This window comes from Turicimonas sp. TL08, assembly GCF_054660695.1.
Map to the genome: position 1 here is coordinate 76893 of NZ_BAAGDP010000004.1, position 26584 is coordinate 103476.

General features: G+C 42.6%; 26 protein-coding genes and 1 tRNA gene. 11 read left to right on the forward strand and 16 right to left on the reverse strand.

What is annotated here, in order from left to right:
• Nucleotides 1-13 precede the first annotated feature (13 nt).
• A complete protein-coding gene (locus ACYQ4O_RS03230; protein WP_460174741.1) occupies nucleotides 14-2860 on the forward strand; it encodes a valine--tRNA ligase in 2847 nt (948 codons plus the stop codon).
• 354 nt (nucleotides 2861-3214) lie between these two features.
• Here the strand turns inward: ACYQ4O_RS03230 and ACYQ4O_RS03235 are convergent, their stop codons facing one another.
• Entirely contained in the window at nucleotides 3215-3826 is a 612-nt protein-coding gene (locus ACYQ4O_RS03235) for a response regulator transcription factor (RefSeq protein ID WP_308513418.1), read from the reverse strand.
• A complete protein-coding gene (locus ACYQ4O_RS03240; RefSeq protein WP_460174742.1) occupies nucleotides 3823-5562 on the reverse strand; it encodes a sensor histidine kinase in 1740 nt (579 codons plus the stop codon). Before ACYQ4O_RS03240 ends, ACYQ4O_RS03235 begins: the two co-directional genes overlap by 4 nt.
• Nucleotides 5563-5850: 288 nt before the next feature.
• Here ACYQ4O_RS03240 and ACYQ4O_RS03245 point away from each other — a divergent pair, with 288 nt between their 5' ends.
• Both ACYQ4O_RS03245 and ACYQ4O_RS03250 read left to right on the forward strand, forming a co-directional pair.
• Nucleotides 5851-7341 (forward strand): FAD-dependent oxidoreductase, encoded by a 1491-nt coding sequence (locus ACYQ4O_RS03245; protein ID WP_308513415.1) that lies wholly within the window; start codon nucleotides 5851-5853, stop codon nucleotides 7339-7341.
• A gap of 15 nt (nucleotides 7342-7356) precedes the next feature.
• Nucleotides 7357-7695 (forward strand): cytochrome c3 family protein, encoded by a 339-nt coding sequence (locus tag ACYQ4O_RS03250; RefSeq protein ID WP_084081463.1) that lies wholly within the window; start codon nucleotides 7357-7359, stop codon nucleotides 7693-7695.
• 139 nt (nucleotides 7696-7834) lie between these two features.
• Here ACYQ4O_RS03250 and ACYQ4O_RS03255 read toward each other — a convergent pair whose 3' ends face one another.
• Entirely contained in the window at nucleotides 7835-8290 is a 456-nt protein-coding gene (locus ACYQ4O_RS03255; protein WP_066592499.1) for a hypothetical protein, read from the reverse strand.
• A gap of 182 nt (nucleotides 8291-8472) precedes the next feature.
• On the opposite strand from ACYQ4O_RS03255, the gene ACYQ4O_RS03260 reads away from it, so the two are divergent.
• Both ACYQ4O_RS03260 and ACYQ4O_RS03265 read left to right on the forward strand, forming a co-directional pair.
• A complete protein-coding gene (locus tag ACYQ4O_RS03260) occupies nucleotides 8473-9051 on the forward strand; it encodes a hypothetical protein (protein WP_308513414.1) in 579 nt (192 codons plus the stop codon).
• A gap of 21 nt (nucleotides 9052-9072) precedes the next feature.
• Nucleotides 9073-9906 (forward strand): hypothetical protein, encoded by an 834-nt coding sequence (locus tag ACYQ4O_RS03265; protein WP_460174743.1) that lies wholly within the window; start codon nucleotides 9073-9075, stop codon nucleotides 9904-9906.
• Here ACYQ4O_RS03265 and ACYQ4O_RS03270 read toward each other — a convergent pair.
• The 4 genes from ACYQ4O_RS03270 to ACYQ4O_RS03285 all read right to left on the reverse strand — a co-directional run bounded on the left by ACYQ4O_RS03270 (nucleotide 9903) and on the right by ACYQ4O_RS03285 (nucleotide 12854).
• Entirely contained in the window at nucleotides 9903-10184 is a 282-nt protein-coding gene (locus ACYQ4O_RS03270) for a 4Fe-4S ferredoxin (RefSeq protein ID WP_066592511.1), read from the reverse strand. The genes ACYQ4O_RS03265 and ACYQ4O_RS03270 overlap by 4 nt on opposite strands.
• Nucleotides 10185-10286: 102 nt before the next feature.
• Nucleotides 10287-10793 carry a dihydrofolate reductase gene (locus ACYQ4O_RS03275; protein WP_308513412.1) on the reverse strand — a complete coding sequence of 169 codons (507 nt, stop codon included), beginning with the start codon at nucleotides 10791-10793 and terminating at the stop codon, nucleotides 10287-10289.
• A gap of 9 nt (nucleotides 10794-10802) precedes the next feature.
• The gene (gene thyA / locus ACYQ4O_RS03280; protein ID WP_308513411.1) at nucleotides 10803-11603 is read right to left on the reverse strand and encodes a thymidylate synthase; all 801 of its coding nucleotides are present in this window, start codon (nucleotides 11601-11603) and stop codon (nucleotides 10803-10805) included.
• A gap of 45 nt (nucleotides 11604-11648) precedes the next feature.
• A complete protein-coding gene (locus ACYQ4O_RS03285; protein WP_460174744.1) occupies nucleotides 11649-12854 on the reverse strand; it encodes a M20 metallopeptidase family protein in 1206 nt (401 codons plus the stop codon).
• Between the two features lie 225 nt (nucleotides 12855-13079).
• Between ACYQ4O_RS03285 and moaA the strand changes: the two genes are divergently transcribed.
• Entirely contained in the window at nucleotides 13080-14186 is a 1107-nt protein-coding gene (gene moaA, locus ACYQ4O_RS03290) for a GTP 3',8-cyclase MoaA (RefSeq protein ID WP_460174745.1), read from the forward strand.
• Nucleotides 14187-14254: 68 nt separating this feature from the next.
• On the opposite strand, the gene ACYQ4O_RS03295 is transcribed toward moaA, so the two are convergent.
• The gene (locus tag ACYQ4O_RS03295) at nucleotides 14255-15766 is read right to left on the reverse strand and encodes an aldehyde dehydrogenase family protein (RefSeq protein WP_460174746.1); all 1512 of its coding nucleotides are present in this window, start codon (nucleotides 15764-15766) and stop codon (nucleotides 14255-14257) included.
• 115 nt (nucleotides 15767-15881) lie between these two features.
• On the opposite strand from ACYQ4O_RS03295, the gene putP reads away from it, so the two are divergent.
• From putP to ACYQ4O_RS03315, 4 genes are all read left to right on the forward strand, one after another.
• Nucleotides 15882-17375 carry a sodium/proline symporter PutP gene (gene putP / locus ACYQ4O_RS03300; RefSeq protein ID WP_460174747.1) on the forward strand — a complete coding sequence of 498 codons (1494 nt, stop codon included), beginning with the start codon at nucleotides 15882-15884 and terminating at the stop codon, nucleotides 17373-17375.
• A gap of 164 nt (nucleotides 17376-17539) precedes the next feature.
• Nucleotides 17540-17776 carry a hypothetical protein gene (locus ACYQ4O_RS03305; RefSeq protein ID WP_089275764.1) on the forward strand — a complete coding sequence of 79 codons (237 nt, stop codon included), beginning with the start codon at nucleotides 17540-17542 and terminating at the stop codon, nucleotides 17774-17776.
• Nucleotides 17777-17860: 84 nt separating this feature from the next.
• Nucleotides 17861-17951 (forward strand) — tRNA-Ser (locus ACYQ4O_RS03310).
• 202 nt (nucleotides 17952-18153) lie between these two features.
• Nucleotides 18154-19467: a tyrosine-type recombinase/integrase gene (locus ACYQ4O_RS03315; protein WP_308513406.1), complete on the forward strand. Its 1314-nt coding sequence runs from the start codon at nucleotides 18154-18156 to the stop codon at nucleotides 19465-19467.
• Between the two features lie 28 nt (nucleotides 19468-19495).
• Here the strand turns inward: ACYQ4O_RS03315 and ACYQ4O_RS03320 are convergent, their stop codons facing one another.
• From ACYQ4O_RS03320 to ACYQ4O_RS03335, 4 genes are read right to left on the reverse strand one after another with little or no spacing between them, the layout of a single operon-like run.
• Nucleotides 19496-19747, reverse strand: a complete 252-nt coding sequence (locus ACYQ4O_RS03320) for a hypothetical protein (RefSeq protein ID WP_308513405.1) — start codon at nucleotides 19745-19747, stop codon at nucleotides 19496-19498.
• A gap of 34 nt (nucleotides 19748-19781) precedes the next feature.
• Complete coding sequence (locus ACYQ4O_RS03325; RefSeq protein ID WP_460174748.1) at nucleotides 19782-20132, reverse strand: hypothetical protein; 351 nt, start codon at nucleotides 20130-20132, stop codon at nucleotides 19782-19784.
• Nucleotides 20129-20536: a hypothetical protein gene (locus ACYQ4O_RS03330; protein WP_460174749.1), complete on the reverse strand. Its 408-nt coding sequence runs from the start codon at nucleotides 20534-20536 to the stop codon at nucleotides 20129-20131. The genes ACYQ4O_RS03325 and ACYQ4O_RS03330 overlap by 4 nt, the downstream gene beginning before the upstream one ends.
• Before the next feature lie 7 nt (nucleotides 20537-20543).
• The gene (locus ACYQ4O_RS03335) at nucleotides 20544-21206 is read right to left on the reverse strand and encodes a nucleotidyl transferase AbiEii/AbiGii toxin family protein (RefSeq protein ID WP_460174750.1); all 663 of its coding nucleotides are present in this window, start codon (nucleotides 21204-21206) and stop codon (nucleotides 20544-20546) included.
• Nucleotides 21207-21718: 512 nt separating this feature from the next.
• Here ACYQ4O_RS03335 and ACYQ4O_RS03340 point away from each other — a divergent pair.
• The gene (locus ACYQ4O_RS03340; protein ID WP_460174786.1) at nucleotides 21719-21790 is read left to right on the forward strand and encodes an HU family DNA-binding protein; all 72 of its coding nucleotides are present in this window, start codon (nucleotides 21719-21721) and stop codon (nucleotides 21788-21790) included.
• A 415-nt stretch (nucleotides 21791-22205) separates the two neighbouring features.
• On the opposite strand, the gene ACYQ4O_RS03345 is transcribed toward ACYQ4O_RS03340, so the two are convergent.
• Genes ACYQ4O_RS03345 through ACYQ4O_RS03360 form a run of 4 tightly spaced genes read right to left on the reverse strand, consistent with a single transcriptional unit; the run spans nucleotide 22206 to nucleotide 26530 of the window.
• The gene (locus ACYQ4O_RS03345) at nucleotides 22206-23315 is read right to left on the reverse strand and encodes a relaxase/mobilization nuclease domain-containing protein (protein ID WP_460174751.1); all 1110 of its coding nucleotides are present in this window, start codon (nucleotides 23313-23315) and stop codon (nucleotides 22206-22208) included.
• Between the two features lie 5 nt (nucleotides 23316-23320).
• The gene (locus ACYQ4O_RS03350; protein WP_460174752.1) at nucleotides 23321-25171 is read right to left on the reverse strand and encodes a DNA topoisomerase 3; all 1851 of its coding nucleotides are present in this window, start codon (nucleotides 25169-25171) and stop codon (nucleotides 23321-23323) included.
• A gap of 14 nt (nucleotides 25172-25185) precedes the next feature.
• Nucleotides 25186-26313, reverse strand: coding sequence for an ArdC family protein (locus tag ACYQ4O_RS03355; RefSeq protein WP_460174753.1), 1128 nt, complete (start codon nucleotides 26311-26313; stop codon nucleotides 25186-25188).
• Nucleotides 26303-26530 (reverse strand): hypothetical protein, encoded by a 228-nt coding sequence (locus tag ACYQ4O_RS03360; protein ID WP_308513398.1) that lies wholly within the window; start codon nucleotides 26528-26530, stop codon nucleotides 26303-26305. Before ACYQ4O_RS03360 ends, ACYQ4O_RS03355 begins: the two co-directional genes overlap by 11 nt.
• Nucleotides 26531-26584: the final 54 nt, after the last annotated feature.

Here is a 26584-nt window from a genome sequence, read left to right on the forward strand (position 1 = left end):
AAGTAAATCTGCCATGAGCGACACACAAACCAAAGAACTAGCAAAGAGTTATGAGCCCGCTTCCATTGAAGCGAAGTGGTATCCGTATTGGGAAGAACACGGCTATTTTGCTGCCGGTAAAGATCTCGGCAAGCCTTCTTTCTCCATCCAGCTTCCTCCGCCGAATATCACCGGCATTCTTCATATGGGTCATGCCTTCAACCAGACGGTGATGGATACATTGACCCGTTTCCATAGAATGGATGAATTTAATACGCTTTGGCTTCCGGGTACTGACCACGCCGGTATCGCTACGCAGATTATCGTTGAAAGACAATTAGAAAAAGAAGGCAAATCCATCAAAGACCTTACCCGCGAGCAATTCTTAGAAAGAGTCTGGGAGTGGCAGAAGTTCTCCGGCGGCACTATCTTGAATCAGATGCGCCGTATGGGTGCCTCCTTAGATTGGAACAAGCTTTATTTCACAATGAATGAAAAGCTCTCCAAGACAGTAACTAACTGCTTTGTTGAGCTTTACAGAAAAGGTCTTATTTATAAAGGAACCCGTTTGGTTAACTGGGATCCGAAACTTCAAAGTTCCGTTTCCGATTTGGAAGTTGAATCCGAAGAAGAAAAAGGCAAACTTTGGGAAATTCGTTATCCTGGAGCCGATGGCTCTGAAGGCATTGTTGTTGCCACTACCCGTCCGGAAACTCTTTTCGGCGACCAGGCCGTTGCCGTCAATCCCGAGGATGACCGCTACAAACATCTTGTCGGCAAGATGCTTAAGCTGCCTCTGACTGATCGTGAAATCCCGGTTATTGCTGATCCGTACGTTGATAAAGAATTCGGTTCCGGCGCAGTCAAAATTACTCCGGCGCATGACTTCAATGACTTTGAAGTCGGTAAACGCCACAACCTTCCGGAATTGGTCGTTCTCGACAAGACAGCTCATATGAACAATAACGTTCCGGAAAAATATCGCGGTATGGATCGTTATGAAGCCAGAAAAGCTGCTGTGAAGGATCTTGAAGAACAAGGTTTATTGGTCGGCATTAAAGACCATGTTCACTTGGTACCGAAAGTTGCCAGAACCGGTGAAATCGTCGAACCGATGCTCTCGGAACAATGGTACATGGCTATGTCTAAACCGGCTCCCGAAGGCTGCAAGTTTCCGGGAAAATCTCTTGCTGAATTAGGCTTGGAAGCCGTTGAAAACAACCTCGTCAACATCTTCCCGGAACAGTGGCAAAAAGTCTACAAAGAATGGCTTAATAACATTCAAGACTGGTGTCTTTCTCGTCAGTTGTGGTGGGGTCACCAAATTCCGGCGTGGTATGACGACAAAGGTAATGTCTATGTTGCAGCCACCGAAGCAGAGGCTCAGGCAGAAGCCGGCGAAGGTGTGAAATTGACACGTGATCCGGACGTACTCGATACCTGGTTCTCATCCGGTCTGGTTCCCTTCTCTTCCTTGGGCGGCATTACTCCTCCGGACGCAGACGCTGAAATTGACTTCCAGCTTTATCTGCCCTCCTCCGTCTTGGTCACCGGCTATGACATTCTCTTCTTCTGGGTTGCCAGAATGATCATGCTGACCCGCTTCTTTACAGGCAAAGTTCCGTTCAAAGATGTTTACATCCACGGCTTAGTCAGAGATGCCGAAGGCAAGAAGATGAGCAAGTCTGAAGGCAACACTTTGGATCCGCTCGATATTATCCAGTCCATCGGCTTGGAAGACTTAATCGTTAAGAACACCCGCGGTTTAAGAAGGCCGGAAAAAGCTCCTGAAATTGAGAAGAAACTTCGCAGAAACTATCCGTCAGGTATTGAAGCTCACGGAACAGACGCTCTCAGATTCACTATGGCTGCTTATGCAACCTTAGGAAGAAACGTTAACTTTGATATTAAGAGAGCTTCCGGCTACCGCAACTTCTGCAACAAACTTTGGAACGCCACCCGCTTTGTTCTGATGAACGTTCAGGACAAAGATTGCGGCTTTACGGATGCAGAAAAAATCTACTCCACTCCAGATCTGTGGATCAAAGGACAGCTTCAGAACTGCATCAAAGAAGTTCGTCAAGCTTACAAAGATTATCGTTTGGACAATGCCGCTAACGCTATCTACAGCTTTGTCTGGAACGAATACTGCGACTGGTACTTGGAACTTGCCAAGGTTCAGTTAAATAGCGGGAACCCGGCAATTGAAAGAGCGACAAGAAATACTCTTGTTACCGTACTTGAAACTGTTTTGCGTCTTGCTCATCCGATTATTCCGTTCATCACTGAAGAACTTTGGCAGACAGTTTCCGTTATTGCCAACGCCCGTAAGGCTGACGAAGAAACATCCATCATGATTCAGGAATATCCGAAGTACGATGCTTCTCAGGTTAATGCCGAAGCCGACTTCGCCATGAATGAAGTCAAAGCAATGATCGATGCCATCAGAAACTTACGCGGTGAAATGAAGATTTCTCCGTCTACTAAAGTTCCTTTGGCTATCAGCTGCAAGGACGGCGCTTCCAGAGCAAGAGCAGAATCCTTAGATAACTATCTGAAAGTCTTAGGCAAGCTCAGCGAGGTTATCTACACCGATGATTTAGATAAGGCTCGCCCTGTCGGATCAGCTGCTCCTGTCGCTGTCGTTAATGACTTCAGTCTCATGCTGATTGTTAAAGTAGATATTGAAGCTGAAAAAGCTCGCCTGAATAAGGAAATTGCTCGTCTTGAAGGTGAAATTGCTAAAGCTAAAGGCAAACTTTCCAACGAAAGATTCGTAGCTAAAGCTCCTGCTCAGGTAATTGAACAAGAAAGAAGCCGATTAGCCGGTTTTGAAGCTTCTTTGGTCTCTGTCAAAGAACAATTAGCTAAACTGCCATAATGTAGATTCAATTAATTGACGCGGGGGGCTGAAAATCTTTCAGCCCCTCATTTTATTTTTACACGGCGGAAACAGCTTCATAAAATGCAATTAGCACGCCCGCTAGTATGACGTTATTTTTGCGTATTTCTTCCAAGCTAGCTAGAACTGATATCGATACTTAACCAGAAAAGTTTGGTCTACCGGCCCTTTATCTCCGCCTACAATTGCATAGTTCAAACCTAAGACATGTCAGTGCTCTTAATTTTGTGGCCTGTCCGTGGTTATCCTCCTTATTAAAACTTGCAAAACTTCAATAAGCCGGGACTTACCATTTGCCTACAAGAAACCGGACGATCGGCACAGCAAATTCTTTTAAAAATGATATTTTTCAACGACTTTGGAAATTTCAACCTGAGATCGAATTCCAAGTTTTTTACATAATGAACCTCGGTGGATTTGAACGGTTTTTTCCGAAATACCCAGCTTAAGCCCCGCTGCTCGGTTAGAAGATCCGTCGGCCAATGCTTTGGCCACTTCTTTTTCTCGTTGGGTTAAAGAATCTACCTTTTCCTTTTCACGCAGACTAAGTGTCTGAGCCTCTACTCTTTGGGCATCTTTTTCACAAGCCCTTTCCAAGCTCTCTACCAAACGTTCAACTTCTACCGGCTTTTCAAGAAAATCTACAGCTCCTTTTCTAACTGCCAAAACTGCCATATCGATTGTGCCGTGGCCGGAACAAAACACAATAGGAAGCTCGTTCTTCGTTTCTTTCAACAGTTCCTGAAGTTCGAGCCCGCTCATCTCCGGCATTCTGACATCCAGCAAAATGCAGCCCATCGGATGCGGATCGTCTTTTTCCAGAAACTCTTTGGCGCTGTTATAGGTAACGACATCGCATCCCAGACTATTCAACAAGAATTTCCAGGATTCCAACATCGCTGGATCATCATCAATGATTCTTATTTTTGCTAAAGGACTTATCAATTTTGTTCCTCAAATTTTGGAAGACTTAATATGACGAATAACCTTCCGGTTTCATCTTTTTGAAACTCTAAACGGCCTCCGTTTGCCTCCGCCACCCGTTTTACAATGGCAAGACCAAGGCCAAGACCGTTCTGTTTACTGCTCTTAAAAAGAGTTCCTAAATTTTTAAAAGTTTCTTCATCGATCTCCGGAGCATTGTCAGAAATCTTTAATTCAACCCGCGAATCCTCCGTAAGTTCTATAGTGATTTCCGGCTTTTTAACTTCGGCACAAGCGTCCGCAGCATTTTTCAACAAGTTATAAACGGAAAGTTCTAAATCCGTCGGCTCTGCCTGAACAACAACTTCTTTCTTAGGCAGTTTTAATGAAACTTTTACATGCCGTTGGGCAGTCTGGTTCAAGTATGTCACGGCCTTATGAATTAACTGGTTGAAATTAACCGACCGAACTTGAGGCTTTTCCTGCTTGGCATAACTTCTGACCCTTTGAATAATTGCGTTGGCTCTTACGGTCTGCGTCTCAATCTGTGTGAGTGCGGTCAGAATATTTTTTGCATCAAGCTTTCCTGTCTTTGACTGGACTTTCAGACCCTGAAGGTAATTCATGATGATAGTCAGAGGCTGTTTGAGCTCATGGCCGATCATGCTGGACATTAAACCAATCAGACCAACCTTCTGCATATTGTTTAATTTCAGCGTTGTTTCGTTGAAAGTCTTTTGGATCTCTTTTAATTCTTTCGTTCGTTTTTCAATCAAGTAGTTAGATCGGATCGAGTGACTAATCAGCCCGGCAACAATTAACGCTAAGAGGATTAAAACATCTGCATGCTCTTGAAGTTTCCTAAAAAAGAACTTTTGAGACAAACTGCCGTACTGCTCTGCATTTAAAGTTTGTAGAAGAGCATGGGAAGCGGAAAGGTTTCCACCTGCCGTCCAGATATAACCATTCTCCGCGGGCATTTCCAAGAGAGTCTTTAAAATTAAACGGTTAAGATAGGGATCCGCCTCTGCCGTTGCTGCAAAAATAGTTCCCAAGTACAAATCCGTACTGCTCTTGCAGTTCATGACTGGAAAATCTTTTAAGTTAACAACCCTTAGTTGGCTCTCCACTTCGTAATTAGGATGCTCTTCTAAATAACAGGTCCTCACTACCCCGATATCAGCCTCTTTTGAGAGGACTTTCTCAATCACTGTTTTATGCTTACCGTCACCATACTCAACAGATTTGAAGAATTCTCGAGGCTGATGGCCACTTTTGGCAATCTCTCCTAAAAGACTTAAATACGTAAAAGTATCATTTTGACTTGGAACGAAGAGAGATTTTTCTTGCAGATCAGAAAGCGTGTGGATATTAGAGTCTCTTCTGACAACAATAGTTGCGCCTTCGCCATAAGTTGGAGAAGAAGTACGAGGATTCCATAGAACTGCAATTCTCGCTGCCGTTTGACCTCCGGAAGACGCCGAAACTGAAGTGTAAAAAAGAGAGTTGGAAATAAAATAATCAACCTTGTTTTCGGTAACGGCTTTCTTTAGCTCTTCTGCCGGTAAAGAAACATGCTTGATTTCGTACTTCCCTTTAAGCTCGGAAGAAAGGTAGCTTAGAGTACTGTCTAATGCCGTAACTCCTAAAGTGTCTTCGCTCCATGGCAAAGAAGCTACCGTTATTACCGGAAGCGCATAAACCGCACTGCTTAGGACTAAGACCGTAAATGCAATACAAGGCTTTAAAACTTTCATCAAATAATTACTCAGAAAATTATCCTTTCTTTCTGATTTTAACCAAGGCCTTTCTTTTGAATATTGCCAATACTACTGATTGATCACTCTAAAAAGCTCACCTCTTCCAAATCTCATTATTGTTCTGATTCTTACGCTTCAAAACTTGGCTTTCCTTGTTAATGGAGATAGCTCAACATGATCTAGGATATTTATCCTATAGGGTCGAGGATAGAATTCTTAACAATCCTTAAGCAAATGCTTACTGGTTTGAGAAACAAAACATTCTTTTGGAAATAGGAGAATTCAATGTCCAAGCAATTTTCGCGTCGCGGTATGCTCAAAACTTCTTTCTTTGGAAGCTTAGCCGCCGGCCTTGCTACATTTGCCGGCACAAGCCAAGCTGCTGAACCAAAGAAGGACGAAAAAGAAGTCTATGACGCCATTATTTTAGGCGCCGGTCCTGCCGGTCTCGTTACTGCTATTGCAGCCAAACAAGCCGGAGCCAAAAAAGTCGTTGTGTTCGAAAAGAAAGATCGTCCTGACGGCAACGCTATCTTTGCTTTGGGCTCCGTTTGCGGTTGGGGCGCCCGCCATCAGAAAGAACAAGGTATCCAAGATACAGCTGAAGCCTTCTACGCCATGATGATGGATGTTTCCAAACAAATGGGCGATCCGGCTTTGAACAAAGTCTATACCGATCACATTCCTGCTGATATCGATTGGTTGGAACAGGATATCGGCGTTAAATTCAAAAAAATTCGTCCGATGCCTTATCCACGTCTCGGCCGTACTTGCCGTGTAGATGGTGAAGGCCTCACAGGCGGTGCACAATTGGTTAAGAAACTGTTGGCTGCCGCTCAAAAGAATGGCGTTGAAGTTAAGTTCGAGCACAAAGGTATTGAACTTCTTCACGATGACAAGATGAATGTCACAGGCGTCAAGATTCAAACTCCTGAAGGTCAAAAAGAATTCTTGTCCAAAGGCGGTGTAGCCATCGCTACAGGCGGATTCTCCGCTAACCCCGAAATGGTTGACAAATATATCGGCGGATGGGCAACCCGCATGGTTTTGAGAGGTTCGAAATCCACCACCGGTGAAAATATTTCCCTGACAATGCCTTTGTACACAAAGTTCGTTAATATGGACCAATTCCACTCCGGTCCTATCGTTAAAGAAACTCACGTCAACCCGGCCGACGTTCTTAACAGCGGATATGGCATTCAAGTCACAACAAGCGGTGATCGCTACATGGACGAAAACAACACCTATGTTATTAAGGCCAGAACAACCGCTCAAAAGACTCTTGACAATAAGGCATGGGTTATCGTTGACTCAACCTGCCCGGTCCTTGAAGGCGTGGTCGCAAAATTCGATCGCTTGAACAGCCCGTATGGAAAAGCCGACACAATTGAAGCGCTCGCTAAACAAGTCGGACTTCCGGAAAAGAAGATCGTAAAAGCTGTCGAAGACTATAACAACGCAGTCAAGAACAGTACACTCGATAAACTTACACCTCCTAACACCTACAAGAAGCCGCACCTCATCGAAAAAGGACCTTTCTACGCTATTCCGTTGAACGGCGGTATGACTGCAACTTTCGGAGGTCCGTTGATCAATACCAAGGCTGAAATCCAGAACTTAGACGGAAAATCTATCCCTGGTCTCTATGCAGTTGGCAACTCTGCAGGCGGTATCTTCTTCCATAACTATGCCGGCGGTGCTCAGTTAGGCGCTGCTACGGTGTTCGGAAGAATTGCAGGTAAAGAAATGGCTCAGAGAGCAAGTCAAGCAAAATAATACGTGAGGAATAACATGAAAAAACTTCTTATTGCCGCTCTTGCATTAACAATCGGTTCTTGCATGTCTGTTACTTTTGCTGCTGAAGCAAAAACATTAGAGCAAGCCCATGGAGCCATGTGGCCAAAGAGCCAAAACGGCTATGTCACTAAATACCAGTGCATGCAATGCCACGGTGACTATGACAAATTAGGTCAGCAAACTGCAAACCTTGTCCCAAATCCTCATAAGAGCCATTTAGGTCAAGTTAATTGTGAAGATTGTCATAAAGCCAATCAGTCTAAGCCGGTCCTCATGTGCAATGAATGCCACAATTTCACAATTAAGAAAGCCGCACCGGAAGCTAAAAAATAATAGTTTCTAAAGCACAACGCCCGGAATACTTTTTCCGGGCTTTTCTTTTGGCAGTTAAATCTAAACTCTAATTTCTTCGAATTTAACCCTGCCGTCTCAAGGATGCTTTTGACTCTTAAGAACAGCACCTGATTCCGGCTTATCTAATCTTTTTGAAGAAGCCGTCCAAAACTTCCCCGGCTTTCATCACATTCAAACTGCCCTGATCTGTGATTTTCGGGAAAATAGAATCGAGTTTACTTCCCATCTCGTCTTTGGCTAGTCTCAAAGCCAAATCAGACCCAGCCTCTTTAAAACCGTCTTTTGTTTCATAGAGAGCAACTTTCGCCATTTCTTTCCCGCATCTCTCCGTTACGATGCTTGTCATGACAGCCTTGCCCTTTGCTTCAATGTCTTTGATTTTTTGAGCCGGAATCACAGTCACTTCTTTAGCAGCTTTTGTCTTTCCTAACGAAACAAATGCCCACTGAGTCAATATCTTTTTATCTTGAGAATTTAGATTGTTATAAGCACAGTCACTTAACTGCTGAGCGTACTGACCTGCAAAAGCTGCTTGAGAAAACAAGGCAGCAATTAAAAAAAGCTTCTTCACCATAGAAAATTTTCCATTAAAAGTTTTTTGATTCTATATTTCTTGAGAGGTCTAAACTCAGAATTTCTTTTCCTATAAAGCAAGATCGCTCAAACTGAACTTACACCCTAGTAACCTTATGTAAAAACTGATATCGTAGGAGGGTAAACCTCTTACCAATTTGTAGATTTAAAGAAGGAACTTGTATGGCTCAATTATCAAAAAAAGAATGGTTAACTAAATTAATTGCAGCTGCTAAAGAAGTTGGAAATGCTAACCCTTGGGCACTTGGATTTGTGGCTTATGATGATTTGCGTGCCAAAATTCAAGGCCCGCTCAAAGTCTCAGGACAACAATGGTATGCCACCCATCAGAATGATCCAATGGGTATGAACGATCCGCTCGCTGTGCCTGATGACGCAGATCTCAAGGTCTTTGTTAAAGATGTATTCGACAACCTCGTATCTACCGGCGGAGAACATTTCTGGGTCATACCGACTGAAGCTTTGGCTGATGTTTTGAAATATCTCATGAGCCATCCGCGCTTTAGAGGCAATCTCTTGGACATGGATGATGAAGACCCGTGGGATATGCCGAGCATTAACTTTGAAAATATTTGTGCAACCGCAGAAAACCAATTCTTAAGCAATCAGCCGATTAACGTTGTCTTTGAATATAAAGACGCTGATACCGGACTTGTGGTTCACAGAGTTACCTTAAATGAAAAAGATTTCTGGTACTTTGTTGATGAACAGCAAATGAAGATTGCCGATAGAAAGTGGTAATTTTTACTTGGAACTAGGGAAATGGAGCAGTCTCTGACGAAAAAGATATTGAAGGTTTGTGCAGCCTCCCTGCTGGCAGTGTCTTCCTTTTCTTATTCGTCCCCTGCTCCCTACCAGCTTTCTCCCTTGGAAAATTACCTCATTAAGTCCTTTGCTTGGGAACAATACGAGAGCTTTGTTAATACCGGGGCGTCTACTCTTTTTGAAAATCCGAAGGTCTATTACTTCAGTGCAGGCTCATTGGCTAAAAACGTTTTAAAAAATCCAACCGAATTTATTCAAAAATACAAAGGACAGAAGGTCTTCGTTGAAGGAGTCCTGTCCCGTTACTCTCCCTCTAAATCCACTTTTGTCTTTGATGCTTCTGATAATAAGTTCATCATCAATATCAAAATGGGAGAGGATCACAACACTGAAACCCATCCCTCTTTGCGGAAAAATTTCTACTGTCAGGTAGCCCATGCAAAGAAAAACGAAATAATTCTTGAAAATTGCATTACAGGATTGGATTACCAGAAAGTCAAGATTAGTGAAATAGAACAAGGAATCAAGAATTTTCTTTCGGGTAAAGATAATACAAATCCGAATATGCCGACTTATGCGATGCTCGCCTATATGGCTTTAGTTTCAGCCAAACTTCTTCCTTCTCACTCTTGCTGTCAAGCAGCCGCAATTGATGAAGGGCCGCAGACGACAGCGGATATACGGGCTTGTAATCAGGAAGTCACTACTCTCTGGCAGAACAACTCACAATTTGAGAATTTCAATGAAGCAATGGACTCCGTAGAGCGAGATCTGATGCGCCACGGAGCCGATTTAAATATGGTGAGGAAAGCTGCCTCTTTAATGGATTAAGCCAAACGATTGGCTTCGATCTCTTCGTCAGTCTTATTGAGCATAATTTTCTCAATTTCTCTGCTGTTAAGACCGCTGCCTTTGTCGCCTTCAAAAACTGTCTCACGTACTTTTGCCTTGATTTCTGCTTGGGCAGGAGACGAATTTGCCTTTTCGATGTAAATCTTGATCAAATCCAAAATACCTTCTTCGGCATTGTCATAATGGCGAAGAACACAGTTAATGAAGTCTTTCTTTAAATCACTGTCGATTAATATCGACATTTTTTCAAGTGCCATTTTCTTCCTTCAAAATAATCCAGTCCGATCTACGGATTACAGAATATTTTATTCTTTTGAAAAGATTCTTCTTTTAGAAATAACCACTAAGAAAACCTGAAATCAATACGAGGTGTTTCTAATTCTCTCTAACCGCATGAATTTATAAGGAAGAGTCTCCTTTTCCGTTGCGGGATGATCTTCTTCCCACACAATTTTCCAATCTTCCTCAGACAAAGAATCGAAGTACGCATCGCCGTCAAAGTCTTGATCAATTTGGGTGAGCCAGACAGTGTCAGCTAGTGGAAGCGCTTGTTTATAAATACTTGCACCTCCGATAATCATCACGGTGTCGTTAGAAGAAAAGAGTTTAATCGCTTCCTCGATACTTCCGACAACCTCAGCCCCTTCAGCGGAATAAGAGGGATTACTCGTAATAACCACGTTTCTTCTTCCCGGCAAAGGTCTGCCGATAGATTCCCAAGTTTTCCTTCCCATAATGATAGGAAGTCCCATGGTTGTCTGCTTAAAAAACTTAAGGTCTTCAGGAAGACGCCATGGAAGCATTCCGCGGTTACCTATTACGCCGTTTCGGCTTCTGGCGACAATCATACTAATATGGGGCTTCACGTTTTCCTCCTAAACAGCCACCGGCGCTTTGATTGCGGGATAAGGATCATAGCCGACAATCTCGAAATCTTCGAACTTGTAGTCGAAGATGGAATCCGGCTTTCTCTTGATAACAAGCTGAGGAGCTTCTCGAGGCGAGCGGGAAAGCTGCTCCTTCACTTGCTCGATGTGATTATCGTAAATATGGCAATCTCCTCCGGTCCAAACAAAATCGCCGACTTTCAAATCACATTGCTGGGCAACCATATGAGTTAATAAAGAATAGCTTGCGATATTAAAAGGAACACCCAAGAAAATGTCGCAGCTTCTTTGATAAAGCTGGCAGGACAGGCGCCCTTGAGCAACGTAAAACTGGAAAAACATATGACACGGGGGCAAATGCATTTTAGGCACTTCTCCCACGTTCCAGGCACTAACAACTAGTCTGCGAGAGTCAGGATTAGTCTTGATTTGCTGGATGACATTTGCAATTTGGTCCACTGTTTTACCGTCGGCAGTCGGCCAAGATCTCCATTGGACTCCGTAGACCGGGCCTAACTCACCGTTTTCATCTGCCCACTCATCCCAAATAGTAACTTTGTTCTCGCGCAGATAGGCTATATTGGACTCTCCCTTCAAGAACCATAACAGTTCATGAATGATTGAGCGCAGATGAAGCTTCTTGGTCGTAACCAGAGGAAAGCCTTCTTCGAGATTAAACCTCATTTGATAGCCGAAAACTGATCTTGTCCCGGTTCCCGTGCGATCGGATTTAGGAACTCCGTTCCTTAAAACAAAATCTTCTAGCTGCTCATACTGATTAAAGATCATTTTCGGCTCTCCCGGAGAGCCCCCTAAAGGCTCTCCTATTTAAATTTATTTAGATAAAGCTGCGAGTCTGGACTTCACAATATTTACAAACAAAGTGGAAGCCAGCGGTAAAACCTCATCGTTAAAGTCAAATAACGGATTATGGATGGAAACCTGATGGTTTTCATCTCGGACGCCAACTCTAATAATACTTCCCGGAATTTTTTCCTGATAGACGCTGAAGTCTTCACTGCTCATAAAAGGAGTCATGTCTTTGACCACATTTTCTTCTCCGACAAGCTTAAGTGCCTCTTCGATACCTGCTTTTGTGCAAACCTCTGCATTATTTAAAGAAGAAATCAAACGAATATATTGGAAATTAACTTTCAAACCATGAGCTTGTGCAATGCCTTCTGCCATTCTCTTCATGTTTTCTTCCAGAAGATCTCTTACTGCGGGAGAGAAAGTTCTTACGGTGCCCCCGAGACTAGCGTCTCCGGGAACGACGTTGTAAGTGTCCTTTCTTCCGGCATTCATGGAGCAAATAGACAACACTGCCGGCTCTAATGGATCGACTTTTCGAGAAATGATAGATTGATATGCGTTATAAAGTTCAGCAAGCGCAGGAAGAGGATCTATACCTTTGTGAGGTCTGCCTCCGTGAGTTCCAACTCCCGTAAACTCAACCAAGAAACTATCTGATGAGGCTTGCAAATGTCCTACTTTGAAACCGAAGGAGCCTTTATCCAAGAACGGTTCGTCATGGCCTCCGTAGATTTCTTTAACGTCATACTTTTCTAAAATGCTTGCTTTAACAATTGCAGTAGCTCCTAAGCCAATTTCTTCTGCCGGCTGGAAAATAAATACCACACGTCCCGGGAAATCACGGTGTGCGGAGAGGTAAGCTGCAGTACCAAGCATCCAAGTTTGGTGACCGTCGTGACCACATGCGTGAGCTTTTCCTGCAAAGGTGCTCTTCCAAGGATTGGAAGTGGAATCCGGCATTGGAAGTGCGTCAATATCCGCACGCAAAGCTACGGTAACCCCAGGCTGATTCCCGGTTAGGACAGCAATCACGGAACCTTTGACCGTTGTTGTATCAATCTCAGTGATTCCATGTCTTTGCAGGAAAGCTACAATTTTTTCAACTGTTCTGTCAGTATCAAAGCCTAATTCCGGATGAGCATGCACGTCTCTTCTGTGTTCTTTTAATTCTTCGTACAAGGCCAGAATCTCCGGATAGCACCTTGCTTTCATTACTGGTTCACTCATTATCTTTCTCCCATCAGAATTCTTTTTTAATACAAGTCTTGCAAGTATAGTGGAGAAGGTTCAAATGAGGAATATAAATAAAAGGAACGAAAGCTAGGACTGAGTGAAGAGATAAAAACGTACTCAAACTGAAAAGCTTTTTCACTTTTTCCTCAACCAACCGGAGTATTTTCAAAAGTCTTGGCTATAAATATAATTGTCTCTTCAATTAGGCAATCATTTTTAATGAAAAAAAGCAAAATAATACCGATTAAGCCTGAGTCTAAAACTATTCCGTTAAGCGGAACCATCAGCAGAAAAGACTCTCACTGGGTTGACAGACGAGGCAGACCGTTACGTGACTTACGAATCTCGGTCACGGACAGATGCAACTTTCGTTGTCGATATTGCATGCCTAAAGAAAAATTCGAAAAAGATCATTCCTTTTTGGCTCATACCGAACTTCTGACTTTTGAAGAGCTAGAGAGAGTTGCCAAAATTTTTATTAAAAACGGCGTTGAGAAAATTCGTCTGACCGGCGGAGAGCCTTTGCTAAGAAAAGGCATAGAAAACTTAGTCGCTAAGCTTTCTTCTCTGAAGACTTGGAACGGTAAAAATTTAGATGTTGCCATTACAACCAATGGCTCGGCCTTAGCAAAAAAAGCAAAAGCATTAGCAGAAGCCGGCTTAAAAAGGATTACCGTTTCTCTCGACAGCATGGACCCCGAGGTCTTCATGAAATTGAACGATGTGGGCTTTCCTCTCGAAAAAGTCCTTGAAGGCATTAAGGCTGCTGAAGAGGCTGGGATCCCGAGTATCAAGATTAATGTTGTCGTTAAAAAAGGCGTCAATGACGACAAGCTTCTAGATATCGTTAAGTATTTCAAAGGAACTAAAGTCATTGTCCGTTTCATTGAATTTATGGACGTTGGTGCAACTAACGGCTGGAGAATGGATGATGTTATTCCTTCCAAAGCTATCGTTGATCAAATCAACAAAGTCTACCCTGTTGAACCTTTAGATCCTAACTACACCGGAGAAGTCGCTACCCGCTGGAGATTCAAAGATGACGGCGGAGAAATAGGCTTCATTTCTTCAGTCAGTGAGCCTTTCTGCAAAGAGTGCTCACGCATGAGACTTTCCGTTGACGGAAAAATCTATAACTGTCTTTTTGCCACTACAGGGTTCGATATTCGCCAGATGCTTCGCGGAGGCGCAACCGATGAAGAGATTGAGGAAGCTATCGGACGTATTTGGTCGGCAAGAGAAGACCATTACTCGGAAATTCGAACTTCTGAAACCGTCAAAGAACGTAAGAAGAATAAGATTGAAATGTCTTATATCGGCGGTTAGTTCGAAAACATAAGTCTTCTGAGTTAAAAAGTTTTTCATCAAGTCCGGCTTGGCGCCGGACTTATCATTTACTCGTCCTGCTCCTTATCTTTCTTCAACAAGATAGAAAGCATGGACTTCCCCTGGATCATTGATTTCACAATAGAGTGAGCCTTTTCAGAATAAGGCGGATTAAACGTATCCACAAAATTCAGCTTGCTCTGATAGAACACAGACTTAAGATTGGAAAAGCTTTCAAACCCTGCCTTTCCCATGTAGCGGCCCATTCCGGACTGTCCCACTCCGCCGAACGGGAGATTGTGACTGACCGCGTGCAAAATCGTATCGTTTACCGTTATGCCTCCGCATGGCACCGTGGAGACGATGTTTTTCACTCTCTTCTTATTGTTATCAAACCAATACATCGCTAAAGGATGAGGTCTGGAATTGATAAAGTCGACCGCCTCCCCTATGTCATCATCGGGATAGGCAATGACCGGCAAAATAGGCCCGAAAATCTCTTCGCTCATTACTTCGATATCAGGCGGCGGATTGAGAACTATCTGTGGTCCAAGCTTTCTCGTCTTCAAATCGAACTGATCTCCTAAAAATAGAGATTCCACTTTAGAAGTCTGAGACGCTTCCTGCAGCTGATTGAGTAAAGATTCAAACCGGCTTTGAGAGACAATCGAAGTATAGGAGGGATCTGCTAATCCTGCCGGATAGAGTTTTCTTGCTTCTTTTCTGCAAATATCCACAAAATTTCTAACACGTCTGCGCTCTATCAGAACATAATCGGGAGCTATGCAAGTCTGGCCGGAATTTAAGAGCTTACCGACCATAATCCTCTCTACAGCCGCATCTAAAGGATAATTCGGAGCAATAACCGCCGGGGACTTTCCTCCTAACTCCAAAGTTACCGGAGTCAAATTTTTTGCCGCAGCTTGTGCAACCTTTCTGCCAACTTGAGTTGAGCCGATAAACAGCAAATGATCAAAAGGAAGTTCTGCAAAACGGGAAGAAATATCGCTTTCTCCCAAGACTACATATAGCTCGTTGGGCATGAAGTATTTTTGTACAAGCTCTTCTATTAAGGAAGAAAACACCGGAGTCGTCTCAGACAACTTCAACATGCACAAATTACCGGCAGCAAATGCCTGCGCAACTGAACCAATTGAGAGAAAGAGAGGATAGTTCCACGGTGCAATGATTCCGACCACCCCCTTCGGCTGAAAGATTACTTCCTCACTTCCCGGAAGCAAATATGGATCGGGAACAAAGGAACGAGGCTTCATCCATTTTTCGGCATTCTTCTTCAAATATCGGATCTGAGAAAGAGTCGGGAAAATATCCAACATATCCGTGACGAAAGCAGCCCTGCATCCAAAATCCGTATAAATCGCAGCTTCAATCCTTTCCTTGTTTTCTAAAATCATATTTTCCAATCTGTCTAATCGGACAAATCTGTCTTTCCAAGCCGGATTTGGCTTTAATAAAACAGAATGCTTCATAGACATGAAAACTTCATTCATGGTTGCGGCGGCTTCCTCGAGGTCAATAATGAGAGGAATTTGGACTGATGTGTCTGTTTGAGGCTGCATTTTTCGGGAAAACTCTATTTCTTTCTTGACTAAATTCTAAACTTATTGTCCGCTTTTCGATTTGAGGCTCTTTCGATTGTTAATATTTCTTCGATAATTTTTAAACGTAAATAAAATGTTTCATCCAACCTCAATAACTTTTATTGGCTACCTTATTGTCATGGTAGCAGTAGGCCTTTTTGCGTGGCGCTACACTAAAAATTTCAACGACTACATCTTAGGCGGAAGAAGATTGGGAAGCATTGTCACAGGCCTCTCGGTCGGCGCCTCAGATATGAGCGGATGGCTTTTGATGGGCTTGCCGGGTGCGGTATTTCTTTCCGGCATCTGTGAATCTTGGATTGCCATCGGTTTGGCCATCGGAACATATCTTAACTGGAAAATTGTCGCATCACCTCTTCGCGTTTATACCGAAGTTGCCCATAATGCTCTGACTCTTCCGGATTATTTCACTCATCGCTTTGAAGACAAGAGCAAATTGCTCCGAATTATCTCAGCTTTTGTCATTCTGCTCTTCTTTGCCATCTACTCTGCCTCCGGTATGGTAGCGAGTGCCAGACTTTTCGAAATGGTGTTTGATCTGCCGTACTCAACAGCTCTTATTCTCGGCACGATCGCAACTTTAGCCTATGTCTTCTTAGGCGGTTTCCTCGCTGTAAGCTGGACAGACACTATTCAGGCATCAATGATGTGTTTAGCTCTCATCATTACACCGTTAGCAGTGATGTGGGATCTTGGAGGTTGGACTGCCACCATTAATCAAGTTTCTCAGGTCAGCGCCAATCATTTGAACATGCTTCAAGGCCAAACATTCATTGGTGTAATATCCCTGCTGGCTTGGGGTTTAGGATATTTTGGTCAGCCCCATATTTTGGTTCGCTTTATGGCAGCAAAAGATGCCAAAGTTATGCCTCAAGCATGCCGCATCAGCATGATTTGGCTTATCTTCTGCCTAGGGGGTGCAGTTGCAGCCGGATTCTTCGGAGCTGCTTATTTTGCTGCTCATACCGATGTAGCTGCCCCGGTTATAGCCAATCATGAAAGAGTTTTCATGGTTCTCTCTACTACATTATTCAGCCCATGGATTGGAGGCATTCTTCTCTCGGCTATTCTTGCAGCTGTGATGAGCACCCTCTCCTGCCAACTTTTGGTTTGCTCCTCTGTTTTAACCGAAGATTTTTATAGAGCTTTCATCCGGAATAATGCTTCTCAGAAAGAATTGGTTTGGGTCGGCAGAGCCACCGTTATCGGCGTCAGCCTTGTAGCCATTTTGATTGCATTGGATCCGAACAATCTCGTACTTTCATTGGTTAGCTACGCATGGGGCGGATTTGGAGCTGCTTTTGGTCCCGCAATTATTCTTTCTCTCTTGTGGAAGAAATGCACTAAGAACGGCGTTCTGTGCGGAATCATTGTTGGTGCTCTTACAGTCTTGGTTTGGCACCAAGGTGGTTGGTGGGATCTTTACGAAATCGTTCCGGGATTCGTTTTCTCGGCCCTTACCATTATCGTTGTAAGCCTTTTGGATCCCAACAAACCTTCAAAATCCGTTAGTGATACTTTTGATTATGTACATGAGAAGCTTGAAGAAGCTAAAAAGCTGAATTAATCAAGTTTCCTTACGCCTTTCAACTGCCTCTTGGAAAAACTTCAGAGGCAGTTTTTTTCTGCCATTTTTTAATTAATTCAAAGTTATTTCCTCACTTTGTGTCTCTATACCTCTTGCATGCGGACAAAATGGCTATATTGAACGCACCTATTATGGAGGTTGTTATGGACGACAAGTTAAATACTATAGAGAGAAAAGAATTACCGGATTCAGTTTTTGGCTTACCTGAAAGAAGAGAATATCCAATGCCGGATGCAGCCCATGTTAGAGCCGCTGAGGCGTATTTCAGATACTGCCCGGACGACTTAAAGCCAAAGCTTGCCCGTGCCATTCTTGCTCGTGCTAAAGAATATGGTGTCGATGTTGAAAGTCCAACCGTACTCTCCTACGCTGAAGAATAATCAAAAATTTTTAGCCGTGTTAACTCTCACAGAAATTTAAAACTTGCAGGAGACCGATTTTTATGTATAATTCAGTCTCCTTTCGGAAGGGTGGCAGAGCGGTTGAATGCACTAGTCTTGAAAACTAGCGATGGGTAGCCCCCATCCGTGGGTTCGAATCCCACCCCTTCCGCCATTCTTTTATTCAGATTCATCAAATAAGTTCCAAAAATCCTTACAATCCCTCTGAAACTCATTGATTTTTAATGTTCTGACTAGTTTGTGTTTTCAAAGTTTATAAATTAAGTTCGCTTGCATAAAGTCACCAAATGGCGACAAAATGGTGACATAAATCATCTTTAGGAAAACCCTAGTCACCATTTTTAAGGATTAACAAAATGGCTTTATCCACGGCTTTACAAATCAAAAATACTAAAGAAGATGGATGGTATGCGATCACAGGTGCCAAAGGTCTCTACTTGCGGGTTGTTGGAGAAAAGAAAAATTATTATTTCCGCTACACCTGCGCTGGTAAAAGAAAAGTCATGGTCATTGGCCCTTGCAACACACTTACCCTTTCTCAGGCCAGAGAAAAAGCATTTGGTCTCCAGCAAAAGGTTAGAGACGGAACAGATCCGGCTGCAGAAAGAAAAGAAAAATTTGCATTCACGAACCAACAGATAGAAAAGAAGAAAAAAGAAAATTCCATATTTAAATTTTTAGCTCTGAAATTTGTGCATGAACGAGCTGTAAATCGCTATTGGAAAAACAATGTTAAGGGTGAAAGAGACATGATTAGTCGACTGACCAATCACATCTTTCCTTTTATCGGGAACATGGACATTAACGAGATAAAACCTGAAAATATAAGAGATCTCATGGTTCCCGTCTGGAGCCGCAGTCCTTCTACATCTTCTAAAATCCTTTGCGATGTTCGGGCAGTTTTTCGTTGGACCATTGCACTTGAATATAGAACAGTTCCTTTTAATCCTGCCGATCTTTCAGGCTCACTTGGAGTCTTACTTGAACCATATAATAAAAATAGAAAAATAGAAGAAACTCACGCAAGCATCGACTTTAAAGAAATTCCTGCCTTTGTAAAAGAAATTTCTTCGCTAATTAGTCCTTCCTCTGAGATGTTGCTTTTATCAATTTTTCTTGCTGCTCGCTCTAAGGCAGTAAGAAATATGAAATGGTCAGATATTGATCTCGAAAATAAGACTTGGACAATTCCCTTAGAAGACGACAAGATTAAAACCGGTAAGACTCGTAACCAAATTTTCTTAAACGAAGCTGCAGTAAATCTTCTAAAAAGAGCAACTAGATTTTTCGAGTGTCCTTATGTTTTTTCTAATTCATACGGCAAACCATTCTCGGACATGGCCATGACCCAAGTCATCCGTAAGGCTCATGCAAGAAAAAAAATCATAGACGGCATAGGTTGGATTGATGAGGAAAAGACCGCTAGAACAGGAATAGAAAGTATCGCAACGCAGCATGGTACAGCCCGTTCAACTTTCAGGACTTGGGCCAAGAGCGATGAATTAGGTAATAACCGAAAATACGATCAGGAGGCAGTTGAACTTTGCCTCCTTCATTCCAGAAACGATCCATACAAAGGCGCATACGATAGATCGAAACTAGAAAAAGAAAGAAGAACGATCATGGAAGATTGGGGCCGATACTGCACTTCCCTACTCGAAGAAGAGTAGTACAAAGAACGTTTGAAGAGGCTGGAGTTTACACTTTCCTTAGAGCGGCAAGATATTCTCTTTCCTCTTCTGACATCGGAATTTTATCAATCATACGCTTCTGGCAATAATCACAAATTAGATTAGCACACAAACTTTTCGTTGATTTTTTTAATCCGTTAAAAGGATCACTCAAAGTTTCCACTATCTTCAAAAAATCCTCGGTACTGATTTCTACAGTTGGAGGCTTGATTGATCTTCTTTCTTCTTCTACAAATTCCGCAACAGTATCCCTAAACATTTTGTCTAATCCTGTCCTAATTCTGTTTGAATCGTCATATCTCCCAAACCTCTCCATTAGGAAGAACTATCTTCCTCTTCGGCAAAGGGGGAACTTCTCCGGGCTCACATAGACCCAAATATAAATGCCAAAAGTTCCATCTCTTGTCATCAAACCATCCTTTTTTTGCGTTTTTAAGAACACTTATAAGAAGGGTTTTATCGAAATTTTCCAACATCAACCTCAGGTCACTCAACGTACCTAAATTCATGACTTGAGCCAAAATAAAGAGCGGATCACACTCTAAAAATACTTCCGGCTTCTCCCACCAGATATACTTTTGGGATAGTTCCTTCGCTATCTTTATCTGTTGTTCTGTAAAAACCGGCTCTAGTTCTTTTCTCATGGCTTTTCGCTCGAAAGAAAATTCAACCATTGAATTCCATACTCTTTGCCCATGAATTGGCTGATCTTATCCCAATGCTTCAGGCTCCTTAGCACGTAAACTTTTTTGAAAATCTCCGGTGTATAGCTGTCATTGCAAATAAGCTCGTTACGCATTCCTTGAGCATAACCGAAATTTCCTTCCGCCAATAAATCTAGACAGGCCCGAATATGATTAGCAGTATTGAAAGTTCCTTCATGTTCCGGAACAAAGGAGTTCTTCTCGATTCCATAATCACCAAACAAAGAATTTGAAGATTCTCGGACTGTGGGCATCTTCCATTGAATACCGGATTGGTGCCAGTCACCGCAAGTTTGCAGGCTGCAGCGTAAATTTAAAGCATGTATGCCGCTTATATATTTCATAAAGACCTCAGCGGTTTTGTTCCAGCTTATTCTTCTCTTGGGCATTATCGAGTAGAAGGCCCAGCTTGTCATGCATTGTCAAGAAACTATCGGCAAGTTTATTTTTGTCGATGAGTGGATCCTTTTGAGTTGCAACGAGGTAGTCAAATTGCTCTATACCTTTGTAAGAGAGTACATCACGTATTGTATTTTTGGTTCCGTGAGAAAGCTTATCAAAGTAATTATTGCAAATAAAGCTCAAATCATAAAGGTCTCTAATTTTGTCACGACCGTTGTAGGCATTGGCCTTCATTCTGGCTAAGGCATCAATTGAATAAACTTTAATTCCTCCAACAATCTGCCAGTCTTGTTCAGATATTTGTTGGTTTCGGTAAGAGACTTCAATTTTCAAAGGCTTTTCTAATCCGCCGTAATCAATTAGGCACCGTTTTACTGTTGAAGTGTCCTTGGCAACTCTCATTGTGAAGCCAAATCGGTCACAAAATCTTCTCGTCAGTTCTTTAATATCTTGTTTGTGACCATCCAAATCAATATCTTCAGAAAATCTGTCTAATCCATAGCAGCGTGATAAGGCAGTTCCTCCTTTTAAAATAAATTGATCGGTTTGTTTGTTCAGTAACAACAAATAACTAATCATGATTTTCTCATGGAGCTCTTTCCCGTCTTTCATTTTTTATCTTTTTACAAAGGATATTAGTGATGCTTATTGGAAGTATAGAGCTTGTTTTTTGGATCCTTGTTGTTATTGGAAAAGACAAAATCGTCTAGTTGTGTATTGCTAGAATTACCGCACCTACTCTGAGTGCATAACAGAGCAAGGAATTGAGAAGTTGCTGGTTTTCTTCTCAGTCTGTGTAAAAACCAAGCGAAACGGCCCGGAAGTACCAATTCCGAGCCGCCTTATAAGGATGAGATTTATGCACATCTTCTCATGCCTCTAGTATAAAGTGGATTAAGTGTTTTAATTTTTCTTTTCCGGTTAATTATCAATTGTATTGCTTTTGCTTAAGTGAAAACCTCCGAAACACGCCGATCTTCACCTTTTTTCTAAGTGTTCTCGATAGTTATTCAAAAAGAGCTAAGTCGGTTAAGATAGGCCCTTATAAAAGCTCGAGATAAGAGTTCCTAGGACGAATAACCTAATAAGCTGAGGAAACATTTATATCTTTAAATGGAGAACCAATAACCATTCCTGCAGCTAAAGTTGTAAAGTTCCATCCGAGCAAAAAATTCAAAGAAGCTGTCAATAAATAAGAGGAGATAATCGGCATCGGAAAACAAAAAAAGCCGATACAAAACAATCTGTACCGGCTCTGCCAACGCTACTTCTTAACTATTGTTAAGAGCGTTGCTGCTGCCACTATCGAGACAGAGATATGCATGTCAAAGTTGACAAGTACCTCTGCGTTGAAGGATAATTCCTTCAACACGATAAGGAGCAGTAATAGTCGTATAGTTTCAAGTCTCACGACCAACTCCTTATTAACTGAGGCTCTCTGCGTATTCCCGTACGCTTTGAGCCTCGTGTTTTTCTTCCTGCAAGCAACTTAGAGTTTCGTTACTGCAGGGCCTCTGCCTCATATTTCAGAAGCATTCTCATTATTTTTAAGGCTCGGCAATATTAACCTGATTTTTGCCGAAACTGTCGAATGCGTTATTGTTTACAAAATTATCGCTGAGCTCCTCGTTCAAATTTCTTTCTTCTCTTCATTGCTTGCAGCCGGCGAATCTGCTGTGCTCTTTCTTCGTTCATCTTTCTGAGCATTTTCTGCTGTGCACTTTCGACCGGAGAAAGATTGTCGTAATGAATTTTAAGTTTCTTACCCAACTCTCTGTCGGCCTGATTTTGAGAACGCAGAAGCTGCTGAGCCGCACCGTTTGCCAGTCCGATGACTTTCTTTCTCGTTTTTTTAGCTTGAACAATTCCATCCGGATCTTCAATCTCCGCACCAATCTCGAAAGCGTCAGCTATCCGCTGCATTCTCTCTTTCTGATGGTTCAAAAGATTGCGCTGTTTGCTCATGGCATAAATCCGTGCCCGCTCTTCATTAGTCATTACACGGTTGCGGGCAACGTGATAATCAGCCTGACTGACAGACTTTATCGTTTTTCCCCGGGACCATCGACGTGTAGCATTAGCTTCGATGCCGTTTTTTAACAAGCATGAAGCAAAATGCTCACGAAGGGCAGCCGTCTCTTGATTGTCTAAATGAAACCTTTTCCCGTCTTTACTAATGGTCCGCAGGAGAATATGACAATGAGGCTGATGAGTTTTTTTGTCATTGCTTTTTAAATGAAAAGCGATTAAATAGTCGTAACCGGAAAGCATATCTTTGGCCCACTGCCGGCAGGATTTCTGAAATTTTTCCTCATCAACTCCCTCGGGCATAGACAGAATAATTCTTCTTGCATGGCCGTATTTTGCTTCACCTTCTCCCATATCTGAAGCAAGTTTCCATTGATAAAGAATTTTTCGGTATTCGGCTTTATCGGTAAAAATCTGCCCGCTCTGATCTTCAACTTCAACATCTCCATGCCGGGCAATGTAATCAGCAGTTTTAATCAGATGAGAATAAGAGCGAACATTGGGTCTTCCCAATCTGATAACAACTTCGGGTCTTCCGTTTACTACTCCGGCCGCCTTCGTTTTCGACCCGAGGGCCGAAAAGCGAAAAGCAGCGGTCGACTTAACCGTCTCGAACTCTCTTTTGAAACTGCCTTTTGGAGCTCGTGGCGTCGGAAACAAATCTTCTAAAAAAGGGTTGTCTGACAGTTGCATGACGGTTATATCCCGGCTAGTTTTTTAGCTTTTGTAATTTCCTGCAAAATAAACTTTTGCTGGGTGCTGAGAAAATCCTGCAAACTGCCTGCTCCGGCCTCAACATCTTTGAGTTTTCTTTCAAACATGGCAGTCAGAACCGGATTTTTAACAAGTTCAGGAACGACTTTGAGCAATGCAACTCCGACTTCTGTTGCGTTTATTTTTTTCCCTTTAGAGGCTAGATATCCCTTCTTTTTCAGCTCAGTAATAATTGCGGCTCTCGTTGCAGGCGTACCAATGCCGTCTCCCTCCTTAAGAAGTTTTTTGTGCTCGGGATTTTCAACGATGGTATGAATTTTTTCCATGGCAGCAATAAGCGTACCCTCAGTAAAATATGCCGGTGGTTTGGTCATATCTTGCTTAACAGAAATGCCCGCTACTGCCGCTCTCTCGTCTTTAGTGACTTTAGGAAGAACTTGAAGTTCTTCTTTTTCCTCTTCTTCGTTGAACCCTTTCCAGCCGGCAACTTTTACAGTTTTGCCATGAGCGCAAAATTTTTCACCGGCGATATCTAACTCAATAGTCTTAGCCAAGTACTGATGCTCCGGGAAAAATTGGGACAAATAACGTTTAGCAATCAGAAAATAAATTTTCTTTTCTTTCTCATTTAAGGCCTCCCATGAAACGCTCTGACAAGTTGGAATCAGTCCGTGGTGAGCTGTAATTTTTTTATCGTTCCACGTAGGGGACTTAATCGAAGGATTTGCCTTTTTAGCTAAAGCCGATAGCTCCGGAATGCTTTTGCCGACCGCCGCAATCACCGAGGGTGCATCATCAAACTGGCTCTCCGGCAAAAATTGGCAGTCGCTTCTTGGATAAGACGCACATTTGTGATTTTCATAAAGACTCTGACACGTGTCCAAAGTCTCTTGCGCTGAAAAACCAAACTTGTTGGAAGCCTCAAGCTGAATATCAGCTAAAGAATATGCTTTAGGCTGGACTTGTTTTTTGAGAACCTCTTCAGCTTTTGTAATAACACCGCTTTTTGCCTGCTGCAATTTTTGCTTTAAGGCAATTGCCGCCTCTTTGCTTACCAGCCGGCCCGATTCATCTAATCCTTTTTGATTTTCAGCAGCCTTCCAAGTTGTCTTAAAGCTACCCCCTGCGGCTTTAATGTCCGCATTAAAGTTATAAAAAGGGATGCTCTTAAAATTTTTTATAGCAAGATCTCGGCTCGCTACTAATTGCAAAGTAGGCGTCTGAACTCTTCCGACGGCGATAAGTCTGCGCTCCTCACGGCTTGAATGAGCAAGAGTAAGAGCACGGGTCAGATTCATTCCAAGAAGCCAGTCGGCTCTCTGGCGTCCTAAAGCAGCTAATTTCATCCCGTTGTATTTTGAGTTTGGCTGCAGATTCTCAAGACCCTTTCTGATAGATGCAGAATCTTGAGCCGAAACCCAAAAACGAAGAACCGCTTTTTTATTTCCGTAGAACTCTAAAATTTCATCGACTAGAAGCTGCCCTTCTCTGTCGGGATCGCCGCAATTTACTATTGTTTGTGCCTTAGGGATAAGTGTCTTAATAACTTTTAATTGAGCTTTTACGCCTTTGTCAGGCTTGGGAAGAAGTTTCCATTGGACTGGAAATATCGGCAGATCCTCCATACGCCAGATTTTCTTTCCCGTTTTTTTGCTCACCGGTATATCTTCAGCAGTGTATGCGTCCGGTTCTGCCTGCTCAAGCAAATGACCAAAGCACCAAGTGACATAATTTTGTCCGGAGCATTCAATATAACCATTGTTGCGTTTTACAACTCCCAACTCATTCACAATGGCTTTTGCCACCGATGGTTTTTCCGCAATAAATAATCTCACGTTCCTTCCTCCTGCTATCTTTCGCAGCCACAGGCCAATCTTTCTTTTTTCTCACTCACTTCACGGTCAAACAGATTCATTTGATAGGGATTTGAATTGCGTTTCGGTTTATTCAAACTTTGAGCAAGGCTCTGGACGACAACAGCTTTTTCCTCTGCAGAAAAACTCTTATAAATTTTTACAGCTTTTCTTGTCTCGGAATATTCCTCTGCAACTTTAGAAATTTCAGTGGAACTGCCTTCTTCAAGTTTCAGCGACTTATCCAAGCTAAATAGGTAATCTTTGATTTTTTCGGCATCAGCACAAGCTCTAAGAATCTCTCTCGGATCGTCTCTTAACGCTTTAATCCATGAATCAACATAGGCTGCGTGGTTTGACGGATCATGAGAAAGTCCGAGGGTTGATCCGACCATGAAAGAGGAAATTTCTGCTCTGAGTTCTTCTTTAGCATATTCCTCGTCCCCGAAGGATTTTCCGAAAGTTCTGTTCAGTCTTGAACTATGACCGGTCCAGTGTCCTAATTCATGAAGCGCAGTGTCGTAAAAAGCCTCCGCATTAAAAAACTGCTTTCTTTCAGGCAGAACAATCAGATCTTTGGCAGAGTTGTAAAAAGCCCGAGACTGATTTTTTTCTTCAATTTTTGCTCCCGAGGCTTTAAGAAGCTTTTCGGCTGCTTCAACAGGCGTCCAGTCATGCTGAGGTACTTCCAAAGGTTTTATTTTCAGGTTCTCACATTGTCCAACGTTGAAAACCGTAAACGGACATGGGATCATTCTTTCTTTGACAACGATCTCTTCTCCTTCTTTTTCAGGATTTTCGTCCCGAACTTCAAACCTTCCCCAAAAGATGCAAGGGACACCTCTTTCTCCTTTTCTGACCGAGCCTCCTAAGGAGCGTGCTTGATTGAAAGTCACCCAACGGTTATCTTCAAATCCGTTAGAGCACTGCATAGCAAAAAGAAGCATCAGGTTAGAGGCTCGATAGAGTTTTCCGGTTACTGCATTTTGCGGAAGAATAAATTTTGACTCCCAACCTTTTTGCCAAGGAGCGCATCCCTTTTTCAATTGATCTATAAAAAGTTCTGCGACCTCATTGACATAAGCATTGTATTTATTGTGAGTACTGCTTGTTTTATTTGCCATGGTCTTTAGCTCCTTCGGGGACTTGCGCATAAGTTCTTAAGCAAAAATCTTCAAAGAACTTATCTTTCTCTTGGGCAGTAATTGCAGTCTCTTCAAAACAGCCTAAGTCTTCGGCTTCCTTTGCATCAAAAGAAAATTCTTTGGCGGCTGCCGGTTTGCATAAATTTTTAATAAAAACCTTTACAACGATTTTTAATTGTTCTGTTTTATTTACCATATGTCTCACCATTTCCTCAGGATTCATCCGGCATCCCCCGGCTAACCGGACAGC

Excerpts from the sequence above, each read along its gene's own strand:
- ACYQ4O_RS03230 (WP_460174741.1), top strand. The coding sequence starts at position 14 with ATGAGCGACACACAAACCAAAGAACTAGCAAAGAGTTATGAGCCCGCT.
- ACYQ4O_RS03240 (WP_460174742.1), bottom strand. The coding sequence starts at position 5,562 with ATGAAAGTTTTAAAGCCTTGTATTGCATTTACGGTCTTAGTCCTAAGC.
- ACYQ4O_RS03245 (WP_308513415.1), top strand. The coding sequence starts at position 5,851 with ATGTCCAAGCAATTTTCGCGTCGCGGTATGCTCAAAACTTCTTTCTTT.
- ACYQ4O_RS03250 (WP_084081463.1), top strand. The coding sequence starts at position 7,357 with ATGAAAAAACTTCTTATTGCCGCTCTTGCATTAACAATCGGTTCTTGC.
- ACYQ4O_RS03255 (WP_066592499.1), bottom strand. The coding sequence starts at position 8,290 with ATGGTGAAGAAGCTTTTTTTAATTGCTGCCTTGTTTTCTCAAGCAGCT.
- ACYQ4O_RS03260 (WP_308513414.1), top strand. The coding sequence starts at position 8,473 with ATGGCTCAATTATCAAAAAAAGAATGGTTAACTAAATTAATTGCAGCT.
- ACYQ4O_RS03265 (WP_460174743.1), top strand. The coding sequence starts at position 9,073 with ATGGAGCAGTCTCTGACGAAAAAGATATTGAAGGTTTGTGCAGCCTCC.
- ACYQ4O_RS03270 (WP_066592511.1), bottom strand. The coding sequence starts at position 10,184 with ATGGCACTTGAAAAAATGTCGATATTAATCGACAGTGATTTAAAGAAA.
- thyA (WP_308513411.1), bottom strand. The coding sequence starts at position 11,603 with ATGATCTTTAATCAGTATGAGCAGCTAGAAGATTTTGTTTTAAGGAAC.
- ACYQ4O_RS03285 (WP_460174744.1), bottom strand. The coding sequence starts at position 12,854 with ATGAGTGAACCAGTAATGAAAGCAAGGTGCTATCCGGAGATTCTGGCC.
- moaA (WP_460174745.1), top strand. The coding sequence starts at position 13,080 with ATGAAAAAAAGCAAAATAATACCGATTAAGCCTGAGTCTAAAACTATT.
- ACYQ4O_RS03295 (WP_460174746.1), bottom strand. The coding sequence starts at position 15,766 with ATGCAGCCTCAAACAGACACATCAGTCCAAATTCCTCTCATTATTGAC.
- putP (WP_460174747.1), top strand. The coding sequence starts at position 15,882 with ATGTTTCATCCAACCTCAATAACTTTTATTGGCTACCTTATTGTCATG.
- ACYQ4O_RS03305 (WP_089275764.1), top strand. The coding sequence starts at position 17,540 with ATGGACGACAAGTTAAATACTATAGAGAGAAAAGAATTACCGGATTCA.
- ACYQ4O_RS03315 (WP_308513406.1), top strand. The coding sequence starts at position 18,154 with ATGGCTTTATCCACGGCTTTACAAATCAAAAATACTAAAGAAGATGGA.
- ACYQ4O_RS03320 (WP_308513405.1), bottom strand. The coding sequence starts at position 19,747 with ATGTTTAGGGATACTGTTGCGGAATTTGTAGAAGAAGAAAGAAGATCA.
- ACYQ4O_RS03325 (WP_460174748.1), bottom strand. The coding sequence starts at position 20,132 with ATGAGAAAAGAACTAGAGCCGGTTTTTACAGAACAACAGATAAAGATA.
- ACYQ4O_RS03330 (WP_460174749.1), bottom strand. The coding sequence starts at position 20,536 with ATGAAATATATAAGCGGCATACATGCTTTAAATTTACGCTGCAGCCTG.
- ACYQ4O_RS03335 (WP_460174750.1), bottom strand. The coding sequence starts at position 21,206 with ATGAAAGACGGGAAAGAGCTCCATGAGAAAATCATGATTAGTTATTTG.
- ACYQ4O_RS03345 (WP_460174751.1), bottom strand. The coding sequence starts at position 23,315 with ATGCAACTGTCAGACAACCCTTTTTTAGAAGATTTGTTTCCGACGCCA.
- ACYQ4O_RS03355 (WP_460174753.1), bottom strand. The coding sequence starts at position 26,313 with ATGGCAAATAAAACAAGCAGTACTCACAATAAATACAATGCTTATGTC.
- ACYQ4O_RS03360 (WP_308513398.1), bottom strand. The coding sequence starts at position 26,530 with ATGGTAAATAAAACAGAACAATTAAAAATCGTTGTAAAGGTTTTTATT.